We start from the raw sequence: 18,563 nt of genomic DNA, 5'->3' as shown, positions 1-18,563 counted from the left end.
GCCCGGTGAAAACGGCTGACTACGCCTCTGCTTGCTGCGGCCGAATACCTGTCGTCCCGACGCTCGGGGACTCGTAGGTGTAGAAGCCCCGGCCGGTCTTCACACCCAGGTGCCCCTGATCGACGTACTCCTTCAGCAACTCCCTGGGCCCTGCGGGCAGATGGGGAGATTCCTGCGCGTAGTGGTTCTCGATGTCCAGGACGACGTCGAGGCCGACTTGGTCCATCATCCGGAACGGGCCGGCATCGAGCCCTGTGTTGATCTTCCACATCCCGTCCACGTCCTCGGGCGTGGAGACTCCTTCGGCCACGACCTCCAGCGCCTCACGCTTGATGGCGGCCCAGATGCGGTTGAAGATGAAGCCCGTGGACTCCTTGTGCGCCACGAACGGGAAGACCCCGAAGCGCGGAAGTTCACGCTTGAGCAGGTCGAAGATTCCCGGGTCGGTGTGCCCGTCGGACATGAGGTCGACCGCGTTCTGGTGCGGCGGCATGTAGAAGTGCATGTTGAGCACGCGCTCGGGATGTTGGACCCGGTCGATGAACTCGCTGGTGGCGTACGAGGAGGAATTGCTGGCCACAATGGCATCCGACGGCGCCGCTCCGTCGAGCTGACCGAAGATCTCCTTTTTGAGGTCGAGTCGTTCCGGCACGGCCTCCACCACCAGCCAGCAATCCAGCACCGCCTCCGTCAGATCGTCGGTGACGGCGACCCTGCCCGCAGCCCCGCCCTCGATTCCTGCCGCGACCTCGGCCACGTGCTGCTCGACGTAGGAGCGGGCCGCCTCGCCCGACTGCCGCGACTTGTCGTAAATCCGCACCAGGCCACCCTGCGTCGCGAACATCAAGGCGATGCGGCGGCCGAGGGTGCCGGCGCCTATGACGGCGACGGGCCGGTTGCGGATGTCGGTGGGGAGGGTGAAGGCCATTTCTGTTCCGGTGCTTTCTGTCGTGGGCGGGGGAGCGTCGCAGGGTCGGGGCAGGCGTGCCGGCCGGAGCGGTGACGTGCGCCGTACGCGGGGCACGGGTGTACCGCCCTGGTGCGGCATCGACTTCGGGGGCGTCACACTGGATGGGGGTCCAGCAGGCACAGTCCGGTCAGCGGGTAAGGCAGGGCGACGACCTCATACGGGTCCTGTCCGGAAGCGGGGCCGTCCGGCAGGGGGACGGCGCGGATGTGACCGTAGAGGTCGGAGACGTAGGCGATGCCCGCGTCACCGTCGACGGCGAGGCCGATCGCCTCCTCGAACCCGCCGGCAAGAATCTCAGGCGCCTGACCCGCCGCCGCGGTGGCCGGAACGGGTGCGCGGTTGAGCGTGTTGCCGGCGGGCGCGGCGCCCCGGTCGGTCCAGTACAGCCAGTCGCCGTCGAGGTGCAGGTCGATCGGCTCGGGCAGCCCGTCCCAGAGGACCTCGATGTCGGAGCGGTTCTCGGCGGTCTGACCGGCCGGGATCTCAAGGCCCGCGCGGAAGATACGGCCTTTGCCGCCCTTGGCCGGTCCCTTCTGGCTCCAGTACAGGTGTCCGCGGGCGGGATCGACCGCCACGCCGACGCATTCGCCCATGATCTCGTCCTCGGCGGGGTTGACCACCAGGACGGTCAGGCCGCTGCCGTCGACCCGGACCCGGCTGATCCGGTGGCCCTCGCGGTCGCCCCAGTACAGCGTGCCGGCGCCGTCGGAGGTCAGCTGCTTGCCGGTGGTCAGCGCCCCGCTCGGGAGCACGTCGCGTCGTGGCCCGCCGTCGAGGCTTACGGCGTGGACGCCGCCGTTGCGCCGGGAGAAGTCCTGGCCTGCTTCACCGGGCCTGCCGGGATCGACCACCGGGGTACCCATGGTGGTCCAGTAGGCGGTTCCGGATTCCACGACGATGCCGTCCGGTGCGGCCCCGGCATCGTCGAGGAGCGTGCGCACCCGGCCGTCCGGAAGGCTCACCCGCAGGATTTTTCCGGGTATGACCTGCAGTGCGAGCAGTTCTTTCGGCATGGCGGTCTTCCTCGTTCTCGGTGCTTGTCGATCTGTCCCGGCTTCTGCGCCGGGCGGGGCCGCCGGTCATCCCTGGCCGCCGTCCCCGGACGCGGCTTCCGTCCAGCCCAGCGGGCCCAGGACGGCGCGGGTGCGGCCGTCGCGCCGCCGGACGAGGCGTTCGTAGGCCGACTCGCCGGTGCCGTAGGTCTCCTCGACGGCGTCGAGGACCTCGTCCATCCGGGCCGGGTCCGGACGGCCGTCTTCGAAGGCCATCTGTGAACCGACGTGTTCCATGAGATGGCGCATGCCGGCCGGTCCGCCGCCCAAGGCGCCGCTCTCGAACGGTCCCGTCACGGCCCAGCGCAGCCCGAGCGAGGCCCGGACCAGGTCGTCGAGGTCCTTCACGTCGATGACGCCCTGCTGCACCAGGTGGATGGACTGGTCGTTGAAAACCTTCTGGAGGCGGTTGCCGACGAACCCGGGAATCTCCTTCTTCAACCGAATCGGGAGCTTGCCGAGCTCGCGGTAGACCTCGATCGCCCGCTCGACGGTGTGCGCGGCGGTCCGCGGGCCCGGCACCACTTCCACCAGCGGCATCAGCTCCGGCGGGTTGAACGGGTGGCCGACCACCATCCGGTCGGCCGCCGGATTGTCCTGCGCGATGAGTGAGGGCAGCAGGGATGAGGAGGACGAGGCCAGCACCACGTCGTCGCGCGTGTGCGCGGCCAATATGGCGAACACCTCTTTTTTGACCTCGATCCGTTCCGGCCCGGCTTCCTGGACGAAGTCCGCCCCCGTCGCCGCGGCGGCCAGGTCGCCAGTGGTCGTCACCGGTACGCCCGCCAGTTCGCGTGTCACCAATTCGTCCAAGTCGGGCCGCGGATCGCTGACGCGCACCTCCCAGCCGCCCGCATGGAACAGACGGGCCCAGGAGATACCGATGACCCCGGCACCGACGATCGTCACGACTGCCACAGAGCACTCCACAGGAATGGCGAAGAACGACAGATTTGAGCCCCAGCTCTGCGCTCAGGAGAAAAACTCAGGAGAAAAGACGGAGCGGGGGGCGGGCGGCAATTCCGGCCGAGCGGAACGACCACGAACGGGCCGTCCGTTTCAGCGAACTTGTCGCACTACAGAGTGGACACCCGCCATGCCAGGTCTGTCCAATATATGATCTGGTAGTGACTGATATGGATAGCGATATCAACCTCTCGCGGCGACTGCTGGAACAGTTCCTGGTGGTGGCGCAGGAGAAGCACTTCGGCCGGGCCGCCGAGCGGCTCGGCATGAGCCAGCCGCCGCTCAGCCAGTCGATCCAGCGGCTGGAGCGGGTCGTGGGCGCGCGCCTGTTCGACCGCGGCCCGGGTGGCGTCCGTCCGACCGCGGCCGGGAAGGTCTTCGCCACCGACGCACAGCGGCTGCTCGATCTGCAGACCGCCGCGGTCGCGCGAGCCCGGAGGGTCGCCTCCGGTATGGAAGGAGGCGTCAGGGTCGGCTACGTCAGCCTCCTGAGCCACCTGTACCTGCCCCCCATGCTGCGCGCGGCGGCCGAACAGCTCCCCGGACTCCGCGTCCACCTTCAGCACGACTCCTCGGCCGGTGTCATCGACCAGGTCCGAGGCGGAACCCTCGACCTCGGCTTCGTCCGTGATCCGGCACGACTCACCGACGACCTCATCAGCACGGTCATCGCCACTGAGCGGATCGCCGCCGCCGTGCCGCGCGATCACCGACTGGCCGGGGCGACCGGGATCGACCTGGCCGAGCTGGCGGACGAGGACTTCGTGCTGCCCGACCCGACCGTGCTGCCCGCTCTCGCGGAGCAACTCCAAGTCGCCTGCCGGGAGGCGGGATTCGCCCCCCGCGGGATAGCGATCGCCGACGACCTCAGCGGCCTGTTCAGCTACGTCGGCGCGGGCTTGTGCGTCAGCCTCGCGCCCGAGGGCATGCGCGAGCTGACCGTCGACGGCGTGTGTCTCATCCCCCTCCGGGGGCGGACCGGCTACCTCGACACCGCCGTGTACGCCATCCGCCGCCCTGACGCCGACGCGGCCGTGATCCGCCTCCTGGACATGGCCACCGCCTTGCACGCCACAGGCCGCTGAGCGCCAGTTCCGGGGGAGGAGTGCCGCGAAGCGCCGTGCCACGGTCCGGGTCGCACGGTCCATCCGTCCCGCGTCGGTGGGGGCACGACAGGAAGACCATCTCGATCACTGCGCGTGTCACCCCTCGTGCTGCGCGGCAACGTCTTCGGCTGGACGGTCGACACGGCGGCGTCCTTCGCCGTCCTCGACGCCTACTGGGAGGCCGGTGACAACTTCATCGACACCGCCGACGCCTCCTCGGTGTGGGTGGAGGGCCGTTCCGGCGGTGAGTCCGAGAGCGTCATCGGCACCTGGACGGCCGCGCGCGGCAACCGCTCGGGCCTCGGCATCGCCACCAAGGGGGGCGCTCATCCACAATTGCGGGGCCTCTCGGCCACCATCCTGAAGAAGGCCGCCGAGCTGGGGGTGGGACGGCCGACGCCCTCCGGCAGCTCGCCGGCACGCGGACCCAGAGGCCGGTGTTCTCCACTCCGGCCGGTGGCCGGCTGCTCCCGGCTCAGGTGGTCGAGGCGTTCCGCACCGTCGCTGAGAAGTCACTGCATGTTCCTGCGGCACGGCCGGTGCCGACCGGCAGCTCACCAAGGCGCTGGCGGCGCAGAACCTGTGTCCGAGTTCCGAGAGTCGCGCCCGGCCGGCCTACGAAGACGCGCTGGTCACCACCCTCGCGGCCCGCTGAGCTTGCCGGGCGAGCAGGGGAGACCGGCCGTAGCCCGCGCCAGTTGGTCCACTACCCTTGTCGGCCCGCCATCGTCTGCCCACGCGCGCTGCCAACGGGCGCCGTCCCCGTACTGCGCCAGCCGTCGCACGAATCCTGTGACCTCTTGGAGGTCCCCATACCGCTCCAGCACCGGGCGGACATGCCGCACCGCCTCGTCGGCAAGCTCCGTCACCGGCCTCACGCGGCCCGACAGGGCGTCGAAACCACTGCCGCTGAAGCCGTCCCGAGCGGCCCGCCAGCAAGCGGCCCGGAGCACTTCGCTGTTCCAGGCCGGACCCGGATCACCCAGCCGGGCCAGTGCGGCGGCGGTGACGACCAGGCCCCGCAGCAGCACGGTGACAGCCACGGCATCGTCGACGTCCCGCAGCACGTCCATACAGCGGATCTCCACCGTGGGCAGCCTGGGGTGAGGGCGTAGGTCCCAGAACGGCATGCCGGGTTCGAGCATCGCCCCCGTATCAGCGATCGCGACAGCGAGCCGGTCGTGCTCCTCCACCGACGCCGCGTACGGCGGCGGCCCCAGACACGGAAAACGGCTCCTGATGACCGAGCGCCAACTGGCATATCCGGTGTCACGACCCCGGTGAAAGGGCGAATTGGCGCATAGCGCGATGAGCAGCGGAATCCAGGGCCGCAGATGGTTGACCGTCAGAACAGCCAGCTCGCGGTCGGGGAGGTGCACGTGGACGTGGAGCGCGCTGACGGTGAAGTCGTCCATCATCATGCGGTACTGTTCCCGGCCGGCCTGGTAACGCGGATGGTCGCCCACGTGAGCCGGCCCGTCGTCACCGAGCACCGCCGTACCCGACGCACACAGGGCGACCCCCTCGGCGCACGCCGCGGCCGCCAGCGCCCCGCGCACTCGCGTCAGGTGACGGCGGACCTCACCGGCTGTCCGGCACGGCGGCGTACGCCCCTCGACCTGGCACTCCGCGAACTCCTTGGCGACAAGATCCCCCACAGCCTCGGCAGCGCGCGCGGCGACCCCCGGGCCGCCGGGAACCACCAGGCGCGTCACAGGATCGATGAGGAAGTACTCCTCTTCCACCCCCACCGTTGGCTGATCATCGTCTGCGACGGTGGCGGCGCCACCCCAATCAGTCGTCACCGCTCCAGCATCACCTGAATCAGCCGGCGAAGCCGACCGCGGGCGCGATGCCCTTCGTGGTTCGCCCTCGCCGACTGCGCGATGACGGCCGAAGGGCTGCGAACCGCGGCCGCCGAGCGGATCATTCACTCACGCCGTACGTCCGCGCCCGGCCCCTTGACCGTCCGACGGCCGTCGGCACCGTCTCCGGCACGGTGGAGCGGCCGACGAGCGAGAAGCTCGTCCGCCGGCTCGCCGACACCCGGTGCACAAAGTCCGTGGACACAGTGGAATCGCTGTGCCGCCGCCTTGAGCGATCGGCCTGCCCGAACGCGAACAGTCCGCGGCCGCCGTCCTGGAGTAGTCCCGTTGCATGGCTGTCACAGCGCCTGGAGCGCCTCGCCGAAGAGTGGCACGCCCCTGTTCGGCCAACTGCGGCAGGCGATCGACGACCGCAGGACCCGCGCCGCCGTGCCCGTACTGCCGGCCAGTGCTAGCCGGCGCTGCGGGACCGTCGGCCGATGAGCCCGGTCAGCGAGGCGACCGTCGTGCGCGGCGGCTGCCGCAGGTCGCGGTCCGGGTGCAGGACGGTGCGGAAGGCGGCGCAGGCGAGTGCGCCGAGGGCGAAGCCGTAGCAGGAGACTAGCCCGTGCCCGTTCTCCTGCGCGAACCACATCGCCAGCCCGAGCACCGGCACGCCGAGCGCCAGCAGCCGGTTGTTGCGGGCGGCCGTGCCATGGCCCGCGCTCTCGTCGTCGAACCCCTTCTCCGCGGCCTTGCCCGAGTTCTCGTCGGCGCCGCCGCGAAGCAGCAGGGCCGCGGCCAGCGTCGCGCCCAGGAAGTAGGTGGCACCGGAGCTGCCGGCGAAGTTGCGGGGGTCGGTGCTGTGGGAGGTCTGGCCCCACAGTTTGTCGATCTGCTCCGGCAGCAGGATGCCCGCGGTGAACAGGCCGAGGGTCAGCGGCGCACCCCAGAACCAGTCGGCGAGGGCCGCGACGGCGGCGAGGGTGGCGATGTTCCAGGCCACCCCGCCGAAGCCGCCGTTCTGCATGAAGACCGAGGTGACCACACGCCACCAGCCGGACTTCGACGGGTCCGCGTCGAGCGCGTCCATCGCCCCCGGCCAGCAGAGCTGGAGGGCCACACCGGCGAGTGCGAGGGAGGTCAGGCCGACGCCGGCCCAGGGGATCCGCCGCCGACTCAGTGTGCTCCGGCCGACCAGGGCCAGACCGCCGTTGAACATCAGCACCATCAGTGCCGCCGTGGTCACGTTGAACAGCAGGATGTCCATCGTCACCACCCCCCTCCGAGTCGTGTGCGATTGTGCTGATCATGACAGTAGCGCGGCCCCAGGGCTTTTTCGAACGGCGTTTGAAAACTGGTACGGCTCGCTAGACTGCGGCCGTGAAGCTGACCGCAGACCTGATCATCGACGCGGGCATGGCGGTGTTCGCCCGGACCGGCTACCACGGCTTCTCCATGCGCCAGGTCGCGGACCACCTCGACGTGCACGCCGGCAGCCTCTACTACCACGTGCCCAGCAAGACCGCACTGCTCCAGCTGATGGCCGACCGGGTGGCTGGACACGCATACGAGGCCGGCACCGCCGCCCTGGCCGCACTGCCCGCGCAGGCAGACTGGCCGGCACGGGTCACGGCACAGGCCGCCGCCCTGAGGCAGAGCATCCGACAGCACCCCGGCGGGGCGATCCTGCTCGCCGGCAGCCCGAAAACCCTCAGCCCCGGCGCACTTTCGCTGATGGAACGGCTGCTCACCACCCTCGCCGAGGCCGGCGTGCCCCCGGAACACCGCGGCACCGCCGCCGACACCGTACTCAGCCACGTCACCGGCTACGTGCTCCAAGAGCAGAGCGAGCCACCCGAGATGCCGGTCACCGCCGAGGCCATCGCCGCCCTCCACCGAAACTTCCCCCGGACAACGACCGCCGCGGCCGCCCATGGACCGGACGAGAAGTTCACCCGCAGCCTGAAGCTGCTCTGCGCCGGCATCGGGACGCTGATCCGACCGCCCGCCGAAGAACCGGCCGCTGAAGAATCGCCCGCTGAAGAACCGGCCGGGAAAAGCTACTGAGCCTGAACTCGTGATGTCGATTGCGCCGGCCTCAGACGCGCCTCGGACCTGCGGAAATGAGTTGGTATCCCGTCAGTTGTCCTGCGATCGTGAGGACGTGCCAAAGAACGTGAGGATGCGGCCGGCCGCGCCGGTCACGAAGTGGTCGGTCGGGTCGATCCGGATCACGAGCCGCACGGTCACTGCCGGCGAGATCTCGGATCGCCTGGGGATCACGGCGGACCAGCAGTTCGAGCGGGACAGCCTGATGAGTCCCCGCAATCCGGCCGGCGCTCGACGCGAGACCAGCGTCTGGATCAGGGAAAGCGGACTGTCTGATGACAGCGAGCTCACGGACCATGTGCGAGCGCTGGTCGAACTCGTCGACGGGCGTCGCGAGGAGTTGGCGAGCCTGTCCGCCGACTGCGACCTGGAGCTGTGTCTCGGTTTCGGCAGCGAGAACGGTCAGGGAGGCTGTGTCCTGCCCGCACGCCTGCTCGCCGAGGTCGGCGCACTCGGGCTGGACGTCGTGCTCGACCTCTATCCGCCCGGACCAGTCACGGCCGACGTGTCCGCATGAAGATCGGGATCGCGTAGATCAGCCGGGGCCGATCGCCCGGCTTGCAGCAGCCCATGCCCGCCGTCGACACCCGCCCGGAGCCCCGGCCCCTCACCCGTACGACCGGGGCCCGGCGTGGTTCCTCGGCGGTTGCGCGGTGCCATGCCGTGCGGGGCCTACGCCGTCCCGGGTGGGCCCCTACCCGCCCTTGAGGCGGTATCTGCCGTAGGCGGGGGTGTCCAGCAGTCCGGCGTCCACCAGGGACTCGGCGATGCGTTCCGCTTCCTCCCGGCCGGTGCGCAGCAGCGCGGCGATCCGCTCGATCGGCAGGTCCGGTTCTCCGCTCCGGGCGAGCGAGTCGAGGGCGTGGGCCAGGCCGGACGCGAGCCCGGCGGCGGCCGGCGTCATCCCAGCGACCGGCATCATCTCGCCGGCCGGCGCCGTCACAGCCGCCGATCTCGTCGCGGGCGGTTGCCGTGGCGGAAGCTCCCTGTGCACCGCGCCGGGCAGGACGAGCGCGCGGCCGCGGGCCGTGATCACGACGGCGGAGCCGGGCGAGCCGGGCAGCAGGGGGCCGACCTGCGCCGCGTCGAGGGCGTCGTCCAGGACGACGAGGACGCGTCGCCCGGCGAGCAAGGACCGGTACAGCGCGGCCCGTTGCCCGGTCTGCGCGGGGGTGTCCCCGGCCGGCACCCCCAGGGTCCGGAGGAGCCGCGCCAGGACGTCGCCCGGGTCGATCCGCCCGGCTCGTGAACCGCGCAGGTCGACGTGTACCCGGCCGTCCGGGAAGGCGGCGGCGACGCGGTGCGCCAGACGCGTCGCGAGCGCCGTCTTCCCCGCCCCGCCGGGGCCCGTCACCACCGCGACCGGCACGTCGTGGTCCCGGGGCTCGGTGAGCACGGCTTCCAGCGCGTCGAGGACCGTCCCGTGACCCGGGAACTCCCGGCCCCCACACGCCCGGTCCGTGTCGTCCCCGCCCCGTGCGAGCGACCCGTGCGGAGCGGGGGAGGCGGTCGGGGCGGCGACGGGCCGCCGCTCGCCGGTGGTCAGCCGCGCGTGGAGGGCGGCCAGTTCACGGCCGGGCGGAACGCCGAGTTCCGCGGCGAGCAGCCGGCGCGTGCCGGCGTACACCTCCAGGGCCTCGGCCCGCCGTCCGCAGCCGTCCAGGGCGCGCATCAGCAGGCCGCGGAAGCACTCGTTGAGCGGATGCTCCTCGGTGAGCGCGGACAGCTCCGGGACCGCCCTGCCGTGCATCCCCAGGTCGAGGGCGTGGTCGAAATACCGCTCCTGGGCCTCGATCCGCAGGCGGAGCAGCCGGGTGCGCTGACCCTCGGCGTGCGGTCCCGGCACGCCGGCGAGCGGCTCGCCGCCCCACAGGGCCAGGGCGTCGCCCAGCGCGCCGTGGGCCGAGGCGGCGTCCCCCCGTTCACGGGCCTCACGGGCGGTGCGCAGGTGCCGCTCGAACAGGTGGGCGTCCACGGTGTCGGGCGGCACCCGCAGCGCGTAACCGTCGCCGTCGGAGAGGAGGAGGCCGGCCGGCTCGCGGGGGGCACGGCCGGGTTCGAGCAGCGCGCGCAGCGCCCACGCGTAGGTGCGGACGCCGCGCACCGCGCGGGCGGGGGCGTCCTGCCCCCAGACGCCGTCGATCAGCTCGTCCACGGTGACCGGCCGTCCCCGGCGCAGCAGCAGCATGGCGAGGACCGCCTGCTGCCGCGGTGGGCCCGGCCGGGCCCACCGTCCCCGGAGCCGCACACCGACCGCCCCCAACAGGCGGACGTCAGGCTCCATGTGCTCCTCCCCCTGCTAGTCGCTCTCGCCCTTCCAGAAGACGGTGATGACGTTCCAGCCTCCCTCACCGAGACCGATGATGACGGTCAGCTGGCCGTTGGCCATGCCGAGCGTGTAGCGCCAGTTGCCGTTCTGCTGGCACGTGGCGGACCTGGCGCCGATGCGGACGCCGTTCGCGAGCTCGTCCTCGCTGATCCCCCGCTCGCTCATCCGCTGCCGGGCGTGGTTGGTGATCCGGTCGTAGCGGCTCGGTGCTACGTCCGAGTAGCAGCGCTGGGTCGTCTCGTGTCCTCCGCGGGTGGGCGGGGGCAGGACCGCCGGTGCGGCCAGGGCCGGGCCGGTCACGGCCGCCATCGCCGCGGTGAGCAGGCCGAGGGCCAGGAGTCGAAGGCGCTGCGGGGTGTTCGGGCTTTTCATGGTGTGTTCCCTTTCCGTTGCCGGGTGGGCGGCTCGCCGGCCGCCGCGATCAAGGTCGCCGGTGCCGGTCCACGTGTGATGAGCGGGCGATCAGCAAGGGGTGCCTGCGGTGGTAACCGTGCGCTAATCGGGCGTGGACCGGGCCACCGCAAGGTGGTGCCCATGTCCGGCGGGACCGGCGGTTCAGCCGCCCGGTCGCCGGCAGGACCGCATGTGCGGGGGAGGAGGGAACATGATGAATCCGGCCCAAATGGAGGCGTACTGCCTCGCCGACCCGGTGTTCTTCGACGCACCGCACCGCATCAGGGACGAGGGTTCCCGCTGGGTTCCGCCGGCGGTGGGTGACGGCGTCCGGTCGGAGGACGACGAGGACGTGTGGGTGCGGGTGTTCTTCGGCCGGCGGCTGCCGCCGCAGGGCTGGAAGATCCACGTCTCGGCCGCGGGCGACGCCGCCCAGGGCGTCCTGGACGCGGCCGCCGCCGTCTGCGCCGCGCACCGCACCGCCTTCAAGTACCTGCGCAGTGCGCACCTGTTGGCGGTGTTCAACTCCAAGAACGCCCACCGCGGTTCGTCCGGGAAGTTCATCACGGTCTACCCCGCGGACGACGGGGAACTGAAGGCGCTCCTGGACGGGCTGACGGCGGCGCTGGACGGACAGCGCGGTCCCTACATCCTGTCCGACCTGCGCTGGAGCGACAGCAGCCCGGTCTTCGTACGCTACGGCGCCTTCGCCGCGCGGTGGGCCCCCGACGGGGGCGACGCTCCCGTCATGGCCGTCCTCCGGCCGGACGGAACGCCGGTGGCCGACCCGCGTACGGCCGCGTTCACCCCTCCCGGCTGGGCACCGGTCCCCGACTTCGTCCGGGACCGGATCGAACGGTTCGCGGTGAGCAGCCGTGCCGACCTGCCGTACGAGATCGTGCGCCCGCTGCACTTCTCCAACGGAGGCGGCGTCTACCTGGCCAAGGACCCGGGGAGCGGCGACCTGGTCGTGCTGAAGGAGGCACGGCCGCTCGCCGGGCTCGACGCGGAAGGGCTCGACGCCGTCGCCCGGCTGCGGCGGGAGCACCGCATGCTCACCGCGCTCGCCGGCACCGGCCTCGTACCGCGCGTGCTGGGCTACGAGACCTACTGGGAGCACCACTTCCTGGTCCAGGAGCACATCGACGGCGACCCCCTGGCCAAGGCCACCGTGCTGCGCCTGCCGCTGATTCGTCCCGGCGCCGCCCCGGACGCGTACGAGGAGTACACGCGCTGGGCGCTCGGCGTCCTCGACCGGGTCACCGCGGCCACCGCCGCCGTCCACCGGGCCGGGATCGTCCTCGGCGACCTGCACCCGAACAACGTCATCGTGCGCCCCGACGACACCGTCGCGTTCGTCGACCTGGAGGCGGCCCATCCGGTGGGCGAGCCGCGCACCGGCCTGCTGGGCGCACCCGGATTCGCGGCGCCCGCCCACGTCACCGGTACCGACGTCGACGCCTACGGCCTCGCCGCCCTGCGGCTGGGCCAGTTCATACCGCTGGGCGCCCTGGCGGCCCTCGACCCGGCCAAGCCCGAACAGCTCGCCCGGTGGGCGCACGAGCGCTACCCCCTGCCCGCCGGCTACGCGAGCGACGCCGCCCGCGCCATGGCGACGATCGCCGGAACGTCCGCGCGGCCGGCGTGCCGGCCGCGCCCGGCGGGTGCGGACGGGGAGGAGAACCGGGCGCGGCTCGTGGCCGCGCTCACCGCCTCGGCCACTCCCGGACGGAGCGACCGCCTCTTCCCGAACGACCCCGAGGGATCGCGCGAGGGAGGCGGCACGGGCCTCGCCCACGGCGCCGCGGGCGTCCTGTACGCCCTACACGTCACCGGCCACGCCGTCGATCCCGCGTGGACCGACTGGCTGGCCACCGCGACCCTGCGGAACATCGCCGCCGCGCCCGTCGGCCTGTTCAACGGTTCGAGCGGGGCGGCCACCGTCCTCGACCTCCTGGGGCGGCGCGACGCGGCCGCCGACATCATGGGCCGGGCCCTGTCCCGTACCGCCGAACCCACCAGTCTCGGCCTGCTGACCGGGCTGCCCGGCACCGGTCTGGCCGCCCTGGGGTTCCACGCCCGCAGCGGCGACGGAGGCTACCTCGACCACGCCCGCCGCATCGCCGGCCGCGTCGAGGCCGCGCTCGCCCGCCCGGCCGGAGCGCGCCCGGGCGCGGGCTTGACGACCGGGGCGGCGGGATCCGCCCTGTTCCTCGTCCGCCTCCACGAACGGACCGGCGACACCGGCTGCCTCGACCTGGCGGAGGAGGCGCTGCGCCGCGACCTCGGACAGTGCGTGACCGTCGACGGGTCCCTTCAGGTCGACGACGGCCGGCGGTCCGTGCTCTACCTCGGCACGGGATCGACCGGCATCGGACTGGCCCTGGCGGCCTTCCTGAAGCACCGCCCCGACGCCGGCCTGGCCGACGCCCTCGACGCGATCCGCACGGCGGCGCGCTGCCGGTTCACCGTGTTCCCCGGTCTGCTCGACGGCCGAGCGGGCCTGCTGTACTTCCTCGCGGTCGCCGGCCGGGGCGACGCCGACGACGCCGCGCTCCAGGACCATCTGCGCGACGTCTGGCGGCACGCCGTCCCCCGGGGCGACGGCCTCGCGTTCCCCGGGGAGCACCTGGTCCGGCTCTCGATGGACCTCGCGACGGGATCGGCCGGCGTCCTCCTGGCGCTGGACGCCGCCCAGCGCCGCACCGACCCTCTGCGTCCCCTGCTCGGCGGACCGGCACCGGCCACCGCCGCCTGAAGCCCGCCGCGCCGATCCCGGCCGGCGTAACCCCCCTGACGGATAGGAAGGAGGTGATTTCCATGTCCATTCTCAGCCTCCAGCAGCTGGAGAACCACGAGGAGGGCGAGGTGCTGCTCGGCAGCTCCGCCAGCTTCCAGTGCCACATCACCATCTGAGTCGCGGGCGGGTGACGTGGCCCGCCAGGACGGATGGTGAGGGCCCCTCAGGGGCCGTGACAGGCCGCGGGGTTCAGGCCCCGCGGCCTGTCCTGTCGTATGTCCGGCCGGTGCGGCCGGCAGCGCGGCCCCGGCCACCTCCCCCCGTCGCCCTGAAAGTCCACTTGGTACAGTTCCGCCCCCGGCCGTCCGCCACGGCCGCACAGCCAGGGGACGGGGAGCGAACACCGATGAGCGGCATACCGGCCGAGCCGTGTTACACCGTGCTGGGGACGGTCGAGGCGCGGCGAGGGGACGTCTTGCTCCCCCTCGGGCCGCCGCAGCAGCGGGCGCTGCTCGCCATATTGCTGCTGCGGCGCGACGCGGCCGTCGGGCTCGACGAGTTGGTCGACGGCCTGTGGGGCGAGGAACCGCCGCGTGCCGCGGTGGGCACCGTACGGCTCTACGTCCACCGGCTGCGCCGCGAGCTCGGAGCGGCGATCACCACTCACGGTCAGTCCTACACCTTGCGGCTCGGACGCGGCACCCTCGACCTCGCAGCGTTCGAGGAGCAGGTGGACCGGGCCCGCGCGCTGCTCCCGGCCGACGGGCCGGGACCCGCGGCGGAATCGCTGGCGCGGGCGCTGTCCCTGTGGCGGGGGGTTCCCCTGGCGGGACTCCCCGGCCCGCACGCCCGCATCCACCGCAGGCGCCTGTCGGAGCTCCGGCTGTCCGTCCTGCTGGAGCGGATCGAACTCGACCTGCGGCTGGGGCGCCACGCCCGGCTCGTTCCCGAACTGACCGGGCTGTGCGAGGAATACCCCCACGACGGACGGCTGAAGACGCTCATCGGCACGGCGCTGGCGCACAGCGGACGGGACGGAGACGGACGGGGCGGGGCCGTTCAGGACGCGGCCGTACGGGACGGGTCCGTCCCGCACAGCCCCGGCCGGGGCGAGGCCGCCCGGGTCTCGGGCACCGTCCGGCCGGCAGGGGTCCAACCGGCGGCGAGCACGGCCCCCGCCGCCGTAGCGCTGCCCCCACCCGCCCAGCTTCCGTACGTCCCGGGCGACTTCACCGGCCGCCAGGAGGAACTGCGCGCGCTGCTCGACGCGCTGGCGCCGGCGGGCGCCGAGCGGGTGGCGGTCGCCGCCGTCAGCGGAATGGGGGCGTGGGCAAGACCACGCTCGCCGTGCACGCGGCCCAGCGGCTGCGCGGGCACTTCCCCGACGGGCAGCTCTACGCCGCGCTCCGGGGCGTGCGGGAGGACCCCGCGGACCCGGCCGCGGTGCTGGCCGGCTTCCTGTGGGCGCTCGGCGTGGCGCCTTCCGCGATCCCCGACGACCGGGAAGGGCGCGCCTGCCTCTTCCGGTCCAGGCTGGCGGGCCGGCGTGTCCTGCTGCTCCTCGACGACGCCCGGGACTACGCCCAGATCGAGGCGCTGCTGCCCGGTTCGGCGGGCTGCGCGGTACTGGTCACCAGCCGCGGCACCCTCCCGGAGTTGCCCGCCGCACCCCGGTTGCGGCTCGACGTGCTGCCCGGGGAAAAGGCGCTGACGCTGCTGGGCCGGATCGCCGGAACCGAGCGGGTGGCGGCCGAGCCGGAGGCCGCCGCGGCACTGGCCGCTCGCTGCGGAGGGTTACCGCTGGCCCTGCGGCTCACCGGATCGCGGCTGGTGGCGCGGCCCGCGTGGGCCCTGTCCGACATGGTCCGCCTGCTCGACGGGTCCCGCTGGATCATGGACACGCCCGCCGGCGCCGAGAACGGGCCGGCCGCCTGTTTCCAGCTCAGTTACGACCTGCTCGGCGCGGAGGAGGCCCGGCTGTTCCGGCTCCTGGCGATACCCCGGCAGGCCACCGCCGACACCGCGGGCGCGGCGGCGCTCGCCGGCCTGCCGCCGGCCGACGCCGGGCGGTACCTGGAGCGGATGGCCGACCTCGGACTGCTGGAGACACCGGCCCCGGACGTCTACCGCTACCACGACCTGCTCCGCGAGTTCGCGGCAGCGCGTTCGGGGGAGGAGGACCGGCCCGAGGAGCGGGCGGCGGCCCTCACCCGGCTCGTGGACCACTTCCTGGCCCGCGCCCGCGCCGCCTACACCCGGCACCGCCCGGGCCACCCGGTCGCCGGCCTCCTCCGGCCCTCCGCGCTCCCGCCGGACGACGGGGAGGGACCGCCCCTGCCCGCGCCGGCCGCCGTACTGGCGGTCGCCGAGCAGACGCTGCGCGCCGTCCCTTCGGCGATCGGCCCGGTCGCCGATCTGGTGCTCGCCCTCGAACCGTCGCTGGACGGCTCGTTCCTGTGGGACTCCCTGGTCTCCCCGGCCCGCGCGATCCTGGACACCGCCGGGGAACAGGGGCATCTGCGGGCGGCGGGCCGCGTCGGATACCTGCTCGGCAGCGCCCTGACCCAGTTGGGCAGGTTCGACGAGGCCGAGAAGGCGCTCCACGACGCCGAACTGGCGACGCGGACCGTGGGGGACGAGGCCGTGCGCACCGAAGTGCTCACCCGTCAGGCCCTGGTGTGCCAGTACCTCGCCGAGTGGGAACGGGCCGAGGCCGGATACCGCCGGGCGATCGCCGCCGGCGAGGCGTGCGGCAACACCTGGGGTGCCCGCAACGCCCGGCTGAACAGCGTCGGTCCGCTGCTGCGGCTGGGACGGGCGGAGGAGGCGGCCGAGACGGCTCGGATCGCCCTGGAGACGGCTCGTGCGTCGGAGGATCACTACGGGGAGGCGTACGCGCTGTACCACCTGGGGGTGGTGGCCCGGCACCTGGGACGGATCGACGAGTCGGTCGCCCGGCACCGGCGGAGCGCGGCGCTGGGAGCGGGCCGCGGCTACCCCGCCTTCGAAGTGCTGAACGCCGTGTCGGAGACCACCGCCCTGCTGGCCGGCAACCGCCCCCGGGAAGCCGTGGAGTGCGGCGAACGGGCCCTGGCCGCCGCCCGCCGGCTCGGCTGGCGCGCCGCGGAGGCGCGCACGCTCCGCCTCCTGGGCAGCGGCCTCGCCGCGGCCGGTGAGCGCGACCTGGCCCGGGAGCGGCTGACGGAGGCGGTGGAACTCCTGGTCTCCGCCGGCGCACCGGAGGCGGCCGAGGCGAAGGAGCTCCTGGCCGGCTTGTGAACCCCCTGGGCTTGCGCGGTCTCCCCGGTCCTTGAGGGCAAAGCCACGTGCTCATCAGCTGGAACAACGGCAACGTCGGCACGTACGCCAACGTCGAACGACGGCACCCGCGCCGCCGTCGAACTTCTCAGCCAACCCTCCAAGCCCCCGGCAGCCCGCACCCTCGCGGGCTGCCCCCGTCGAACCGATACGGCGGGGCGTCAGGCGATCACCGTCGTCCCGGCTTGCCCGGCCGGGGGCGGCTGTCCGCGGGAAACGGCCGCCCCGGCTCTCGCTGGTGCCTCACAGAGCGAGGTAGAACCGCACGGTGGTGCCGTCGTCGCCGGTGTACAGCCGTACGAGGTCCGACACGTAGTGGACCAGCATCAGCCCCCGCCCGCCGAGCTGCCCGGGCTCCGGTGGCCTGCGGCCGGCGAGGGGATCGGTCAGCCGTCCGGCGTCGCGGACCTCGCACACGACCTGTCCCGCCTCGGACCAGATCGCCAGTGTTCCCCGGCCGCCGCCGTGGATCACGCTGTTGGTCGTCAGCTCGGCGACGGCCAGCTCCGCGTCGATCAGCCGCGGGCCCGCCAGTCCCCACCGCGCCGCCTCGGCGACGGCGAACGTCCGGACGGCGGACAGGTCCCCGGCGCCGAAGGAGAAGACCGCGGCGTGCGGCACGGCCGGCAGCTCCTCGTTGTACCGGGCGACGACCGCCTCCCAGTCGTAGGCGGCGCTGAACTCGGTACGCCCGCCGGTGATGACGGTGGGGTGGGTGACCCGCGCGTCGGCCAGGACCTCCTCGTCCAGCCGCGCCTCGTCGTAGGGGCACAGGATCGTCGCCTCCCGGCCCGCGAACGCGGCGTTGATCAGCGCCTCGTGCTGCGCGCACGCCGGGTACTCCACCGCGCTGCGGCCCGCCCAGATCGGCTCGCCGATGATCCGCACCCGTCCGGTGGGGTGCGCGTCGGCGAATCCCCGCAGCACGCGCGGGATGATCCGGCCGGGGTTGCGCCCGGCCTCGGTCATGTCCAGGAACAGCAGGCCCTCGCCGTCCGCCCCCAGCCCTGCCCTGATCAGTTCCAGGTTGGGGCCGGGGACGGCGACCGCCACCGGTTCACCGGCGGCCAGTCCCTCGCGCACGAAGGAGAGCGTCTGCTCGGTGTACTCCTCCTCCGTGCGGTAGAACAGCGCCGGGTGCTCGAACGTCTCGTCGACGGCCGTCGTGCTCATCGCGGTACCACCTCGATCCGCCGCAGTCCCGGCCAGAACATCTCCAGCACCCGCGGTACGTGGGGTGGCGGGTGCTCCACCACGATCCTTCCGGCGGGCAGGCGCAGGGCCGTGACCGCGAGCGCCGTCACCCCGCCCACGTCGAGGAACTCCGCCCCCGACAGCTCCACGTACGACACGTCGCCGTGCCGCCGGGCCAGCTCGGTCAGGGCCGCCTCCCAGGACGGGCGGGTGATCACGCTGATCTCGCCTCTGGCGCGTATCCCTGGGCGGCCGGGCAACGGGCCCACCTCCAACGCGGCCCGCGCGGGCCCCGCCGGGCCGCCGGGCCCGCTCACCGCGTGTGGGGTCTCCACCCTCGGTCTCCTTACGACGTCCGCCGGCCGCCTGCCGTCCCCCGGCTTCGACACGGCGCGGGCGGAGGGGAAGGTCCCCTCAGCCAGGCAGTCTACGCAGCGGCCCACCGGACGAAGCGACCGCCCGGGAACCGGAGGGGAACGACCGCGGGCCGGCCGACGGAAGGAGGCGCGGACCGCCCGGCACACGACCGCCTGACCCCGCCCGGAAAAGGAATGCCTTCGGGTGAACGCCGTCGTCCC

At 72.9% G+C, this 18,563-nt stretch carries 14 protein-coding genes and 3 pseudogenes; 7 read left to right on the top strand and 10 right to left on the bottom strand.

What is annotated here, in order from left to right; all coding sequences use genetic code 11:
* Nucleotides 1–19: 19 nt before the first annotated feature.
* The 3 genes from ACQEVS_RS00280 to ACQEVS_RS00270 all read right to left on the bottom strand — a co-directional run bounded on the left by ACQEVS_RS00280 (nt 20) and on the right by ACQEVS_RS00270 (nt 2,940).
* A complete protein-coding gene (locus ACQEVS_RS00280; protein ID WP_433013367.1) occupies nt 20–928 on the bottom strand; it encodes a 3-hydroxyacyl-CoA dehydrogenase family protein in 909 nt (302 codons plus the stop codon).
* Between the two features lie 134 nt (nt 929–1,062).
* The gene (locus ACQEVS_RS00275) at nt 1,063–1,983 is read right to left on the bottom strand and encodes a hypothetical protein (RefSeq protein WP_433013364.1); all 921 of its coding nucleotides are present in this window, start codon (nt 1,981–1,983) and stop codon (nt 1,063–1,065) included.
* Between the two features lie 66 nt (nt 1,984–2,049).
* On the bottom strand, nt 2,050–2,940 hold the full coding sequence (locus tag ACQEVS_RS00270) for a 3-hydroxyacyl-CoA dehydrogenase NAD-binding domain-containing protein (RefSeq protein ID WP_433013361.1): 891 nt from the start codon (nt 2,938–2,940) through the stop codon (nt 2,050–2,052).
* 218 nt (nt 2,941–3,158) lie between these two features.
* Here ACQEVS_RS00270 and ACQEVS_RS00265 point away from each other — a divergent pair, with 218 nt between their 5' ends.
* A complete protein-coding gene (locus ACQEVS_RS00265; protein ID WP_433027138.1) occupies nt 3,159–4,073 on the top strand; it encodes a LysR family transcriptional regulator in 915 nt (304 codons plus the stop codon).
* Between the two features lie 108 nt (nt 4,074–4,181).
* Nucleotides 4,182–4,487 (top strand): annotated as a pseudogene (locus ACQEVS_RS00260) (aldo/keto reductase); the annotation flags it as partial.
* Nucleotides 4,488–4,726: 239 nt separating this feature from the next.
* Here the strand turns inward: ACQEVS_RS00260 and ACQEVS_RS00255 are convergent.
* Nucleotides 4,727–5,899, bottom strand: a complete 1,173-nt coding sequence (locus ACQEVS_RS00255) for a carboxylate-amine ligase (protein ID WP_433013358.1) — start codon at nt 5,897–5,899, stop codon at nt 4,727–4,729.
* Between the two features lie 472 nt (nt 5,900–6,371).
* Nucleotides 6,372–7,169, bottom strand: a complete 798-nt coding sequence (locus ACQEVS_RS00250; RefSeq protein ID WP_433027135.1) for a hypothetical protein — start codon at nt 7,167–7,169, stop codon at nt 6,372–6,374.
* A 113-nt stretch (nt 7,170–7,282) separates the two neighbouring features.
* On the opposite strand from ACQEVS_RS00250, the gene ACQEVS_RS00245 reads away from it, so the two are divergent.
* The gene (locus ACQEVS_RS00245) at nt 7,283–7,969 is read left to right on the top strand and encodes a TetR/AcrR family transcriptional regulator (RefSeq protein WP_433013355.1); all 687 of its coding nucleotides are present in this window, start codon (nt 7,283–7,285) and stop codon (nt 7,967–7,969) included.
* A gap of 97 nt (nt 7,970–8,066) precedes the next feature.
* Complete coding sequence (locus ACQEVS_RS00240; protein ID WP_433013352.1) at nt 8,067–8,528, top strand: DUF4279 domain-containing protein; 462 nt, start codon at nt 8,067–8,069, stop codon at nt 8,526–8,528.
* A gap of 7 nt (nt 8,529–8,535) precedes the next feature.
* Here the strand turns inward: ACQEVS_RS00240 and ACQEVS_RS00235 are convergent.
* The 3 genes and pseudogenes from ACQEVS_RS00235 to ACQEVS_RS00225 form a co-directional block, all read right to left on the bottom strand.
* A pseudogene (locus ACQEVS_RS00235) lies at nt 8,536–8,640 on the bottom strand (IS630 family transposase); the annotation flags it as partial.
* Nucleotides 8,641–8,705: 65 nt separating this feature from the next.
* On the bottom strand, nt 8,706–10,295 hold the full coding sequence (locus tag ACQEVS_RS00230) for a BTAD domain-containing putative transcriptional regulator (protein WP_433013349.1): 1,590 nt from the start codon (nt 10,293–10,295) through the stop codon (nt 8,706–8,708).
* 15 nt (nt 10,296–10,310) lie between these two features.
* Nucleotides 10,311–10,712, bottom strand: coding sequence for a DUF4258 domain-containing protein (locus ACQEVS_RS00225; RefSeq protein WP_433013346.1), 402 nt, complete (start codon nt 10,710–10,712; stop codon nt 10,311–10,313).
* A gap of 232 nt (nt 10,713–10,944) precedes the next feature.
* On the opposite strand from ACQEVS_RS00225, the gene lanKC reads away from it, so the two are divergent.
* The 3 genes and pseudogenes from lanKC (at nt 10,945) to ACQEVS_RS00210 (ending at nt 16,752) form a co-directional block, all read left to right on the top strand.
* Nucleotides 10,945–13,491, top strand: coding sequence for a class III lanthionine synthetase LanKC (gene lanKC / locus ACQEVS_RS00220; protein ID WP_433013343.1), 2,547 nt, complete (start codon nt 10,945–10,947; stop codon nt 13,489–13,491).
* Between the two features lie 388 nt (nt 13,492–13,879).
* Nucleotides 13,880–14,503 (top strand): annotated as a pseudogene (locus ACQEVS_RS00215) (AfsR/SARP family transcriptional regulator); the annotation flags it as partial.
* Nucleotides 14,504–14,799: 296 nt separating this feature from the next.
* Nucleotides 14,800–16,752 (top strand): NB-ARC domain-containing protein, encoded by a 1,953-nt coding sequence (locus ACQEVS_RS00210; protein ID WP_433013340.1) that lies wholly within the window; start codon nt 14,800–14,802, stop codon nt 16,750–16,752.
* A gap of 282 nt (nt 16,753–17,034) precedes the next feature.
* Here ACQEVS_RS00210 and ACQEVS_RS00205 read toward each other — a convergent pair whose 3' ends face one another.
* Together ACQEVS_RS00205 and ACQEVS_RS00200 are read right to left on the bottom strand one after the other, a co-directional pair.
* Nucleotides 17,035–17,964 (bottom strand): anti-sigma factor RsbA family regulatory protein, encoded by a 930-nt coding sequence (locus ACQEVS_RS00205; protein ID WP_433013337.1) that lies wholly within the window; start codon nt 17,962–17,964, stop codon nt 17,035–17,037.
* On the bottom strand, nt 17,961–18,320 hold the full coding sequence (locus ACQEVS_RS00200) for a hypothetical protein (protein WP_433013334.1): 360 nt from the start codon (nt 18,318–18,320) through the stop codon (nt 17,961–17,963). Before ACQEVS_RS00200 ends, ACQEVS_RS00205 begins: the two co-directional genes overlap by 4 nt.
* Nucleotides 18,321–18,563 lie beyond the last annotated feature (243 nt).

It is taken from the genome of Streptomyces sp. CA-181903 (assembly GCF_050937075.1).
Taxonomy (GTDB): Bacteria; Actinomycetota; Actinomycetes; order Streptomycetales; family Streptomycetaceae; genus Streptomyces.
This window is presented reverse-complemented; position numbering and strand designations above follow the sequence as displayed.

Coding starts and splice junctions, on each gene's coding strand:
- ACQEVS_RS00280 (WP_433013367.1), bottom strand. CDS start 928: ATGGCCTTCACCCTCCCCACCGACATCCGCAACCGGCCCGTCGCCGTC.
- ACQEVS_RS00275 (WP_433013364.1), bottom strand. CDS start 1,983: ATGCCGAAAGAACTGCTCGCACTGCAGGTCATACCCGGAAAAATCCTG.
- ACQEVS_RS00265 (WP_433027138.1), top strand. CDS start 3,159: ATGGATAGCGATATCAACCTCTCGCGGCGACTGCTGGAACAGTTCCTG.
- ACQEVS_RS00250 (WP_433027135.1), bottom strand. CDS start 7,169: ATGGACATCCTGCTGTTCAACGTGACCACGGCGGCACTGATGGTGCTG.
- ACQEVS_RS00230 (WP_433013349.1), bottom strand. CDS start 10,295: ATGGAGCCTGACGTCCGCCTGTTGGGGGCGGTCGGTGTGCGGCTCCGG.
- ACQEVS_RS00225 (WP_433013346.1), bottom strand. CDS start 10,712: ATGAAAAGCCCGAACACCCCGCAGCGCCTTCGACTCCTGGCCCTCGGC.
- lanKC (WP_433013343.1), top strand. CDS start 10,945: ATGATGAATCCGGCCCAAATGGAGGCGTACTGCCTCGCCGACCCGGTG.
- ACQEVS_RS00205 (WP_433013337.1), bottom strand. CDS start 17,964: ATGAGCACGACGGCCGTCGACGAGACGTTCGAGCACCCGGCGCTGTTC.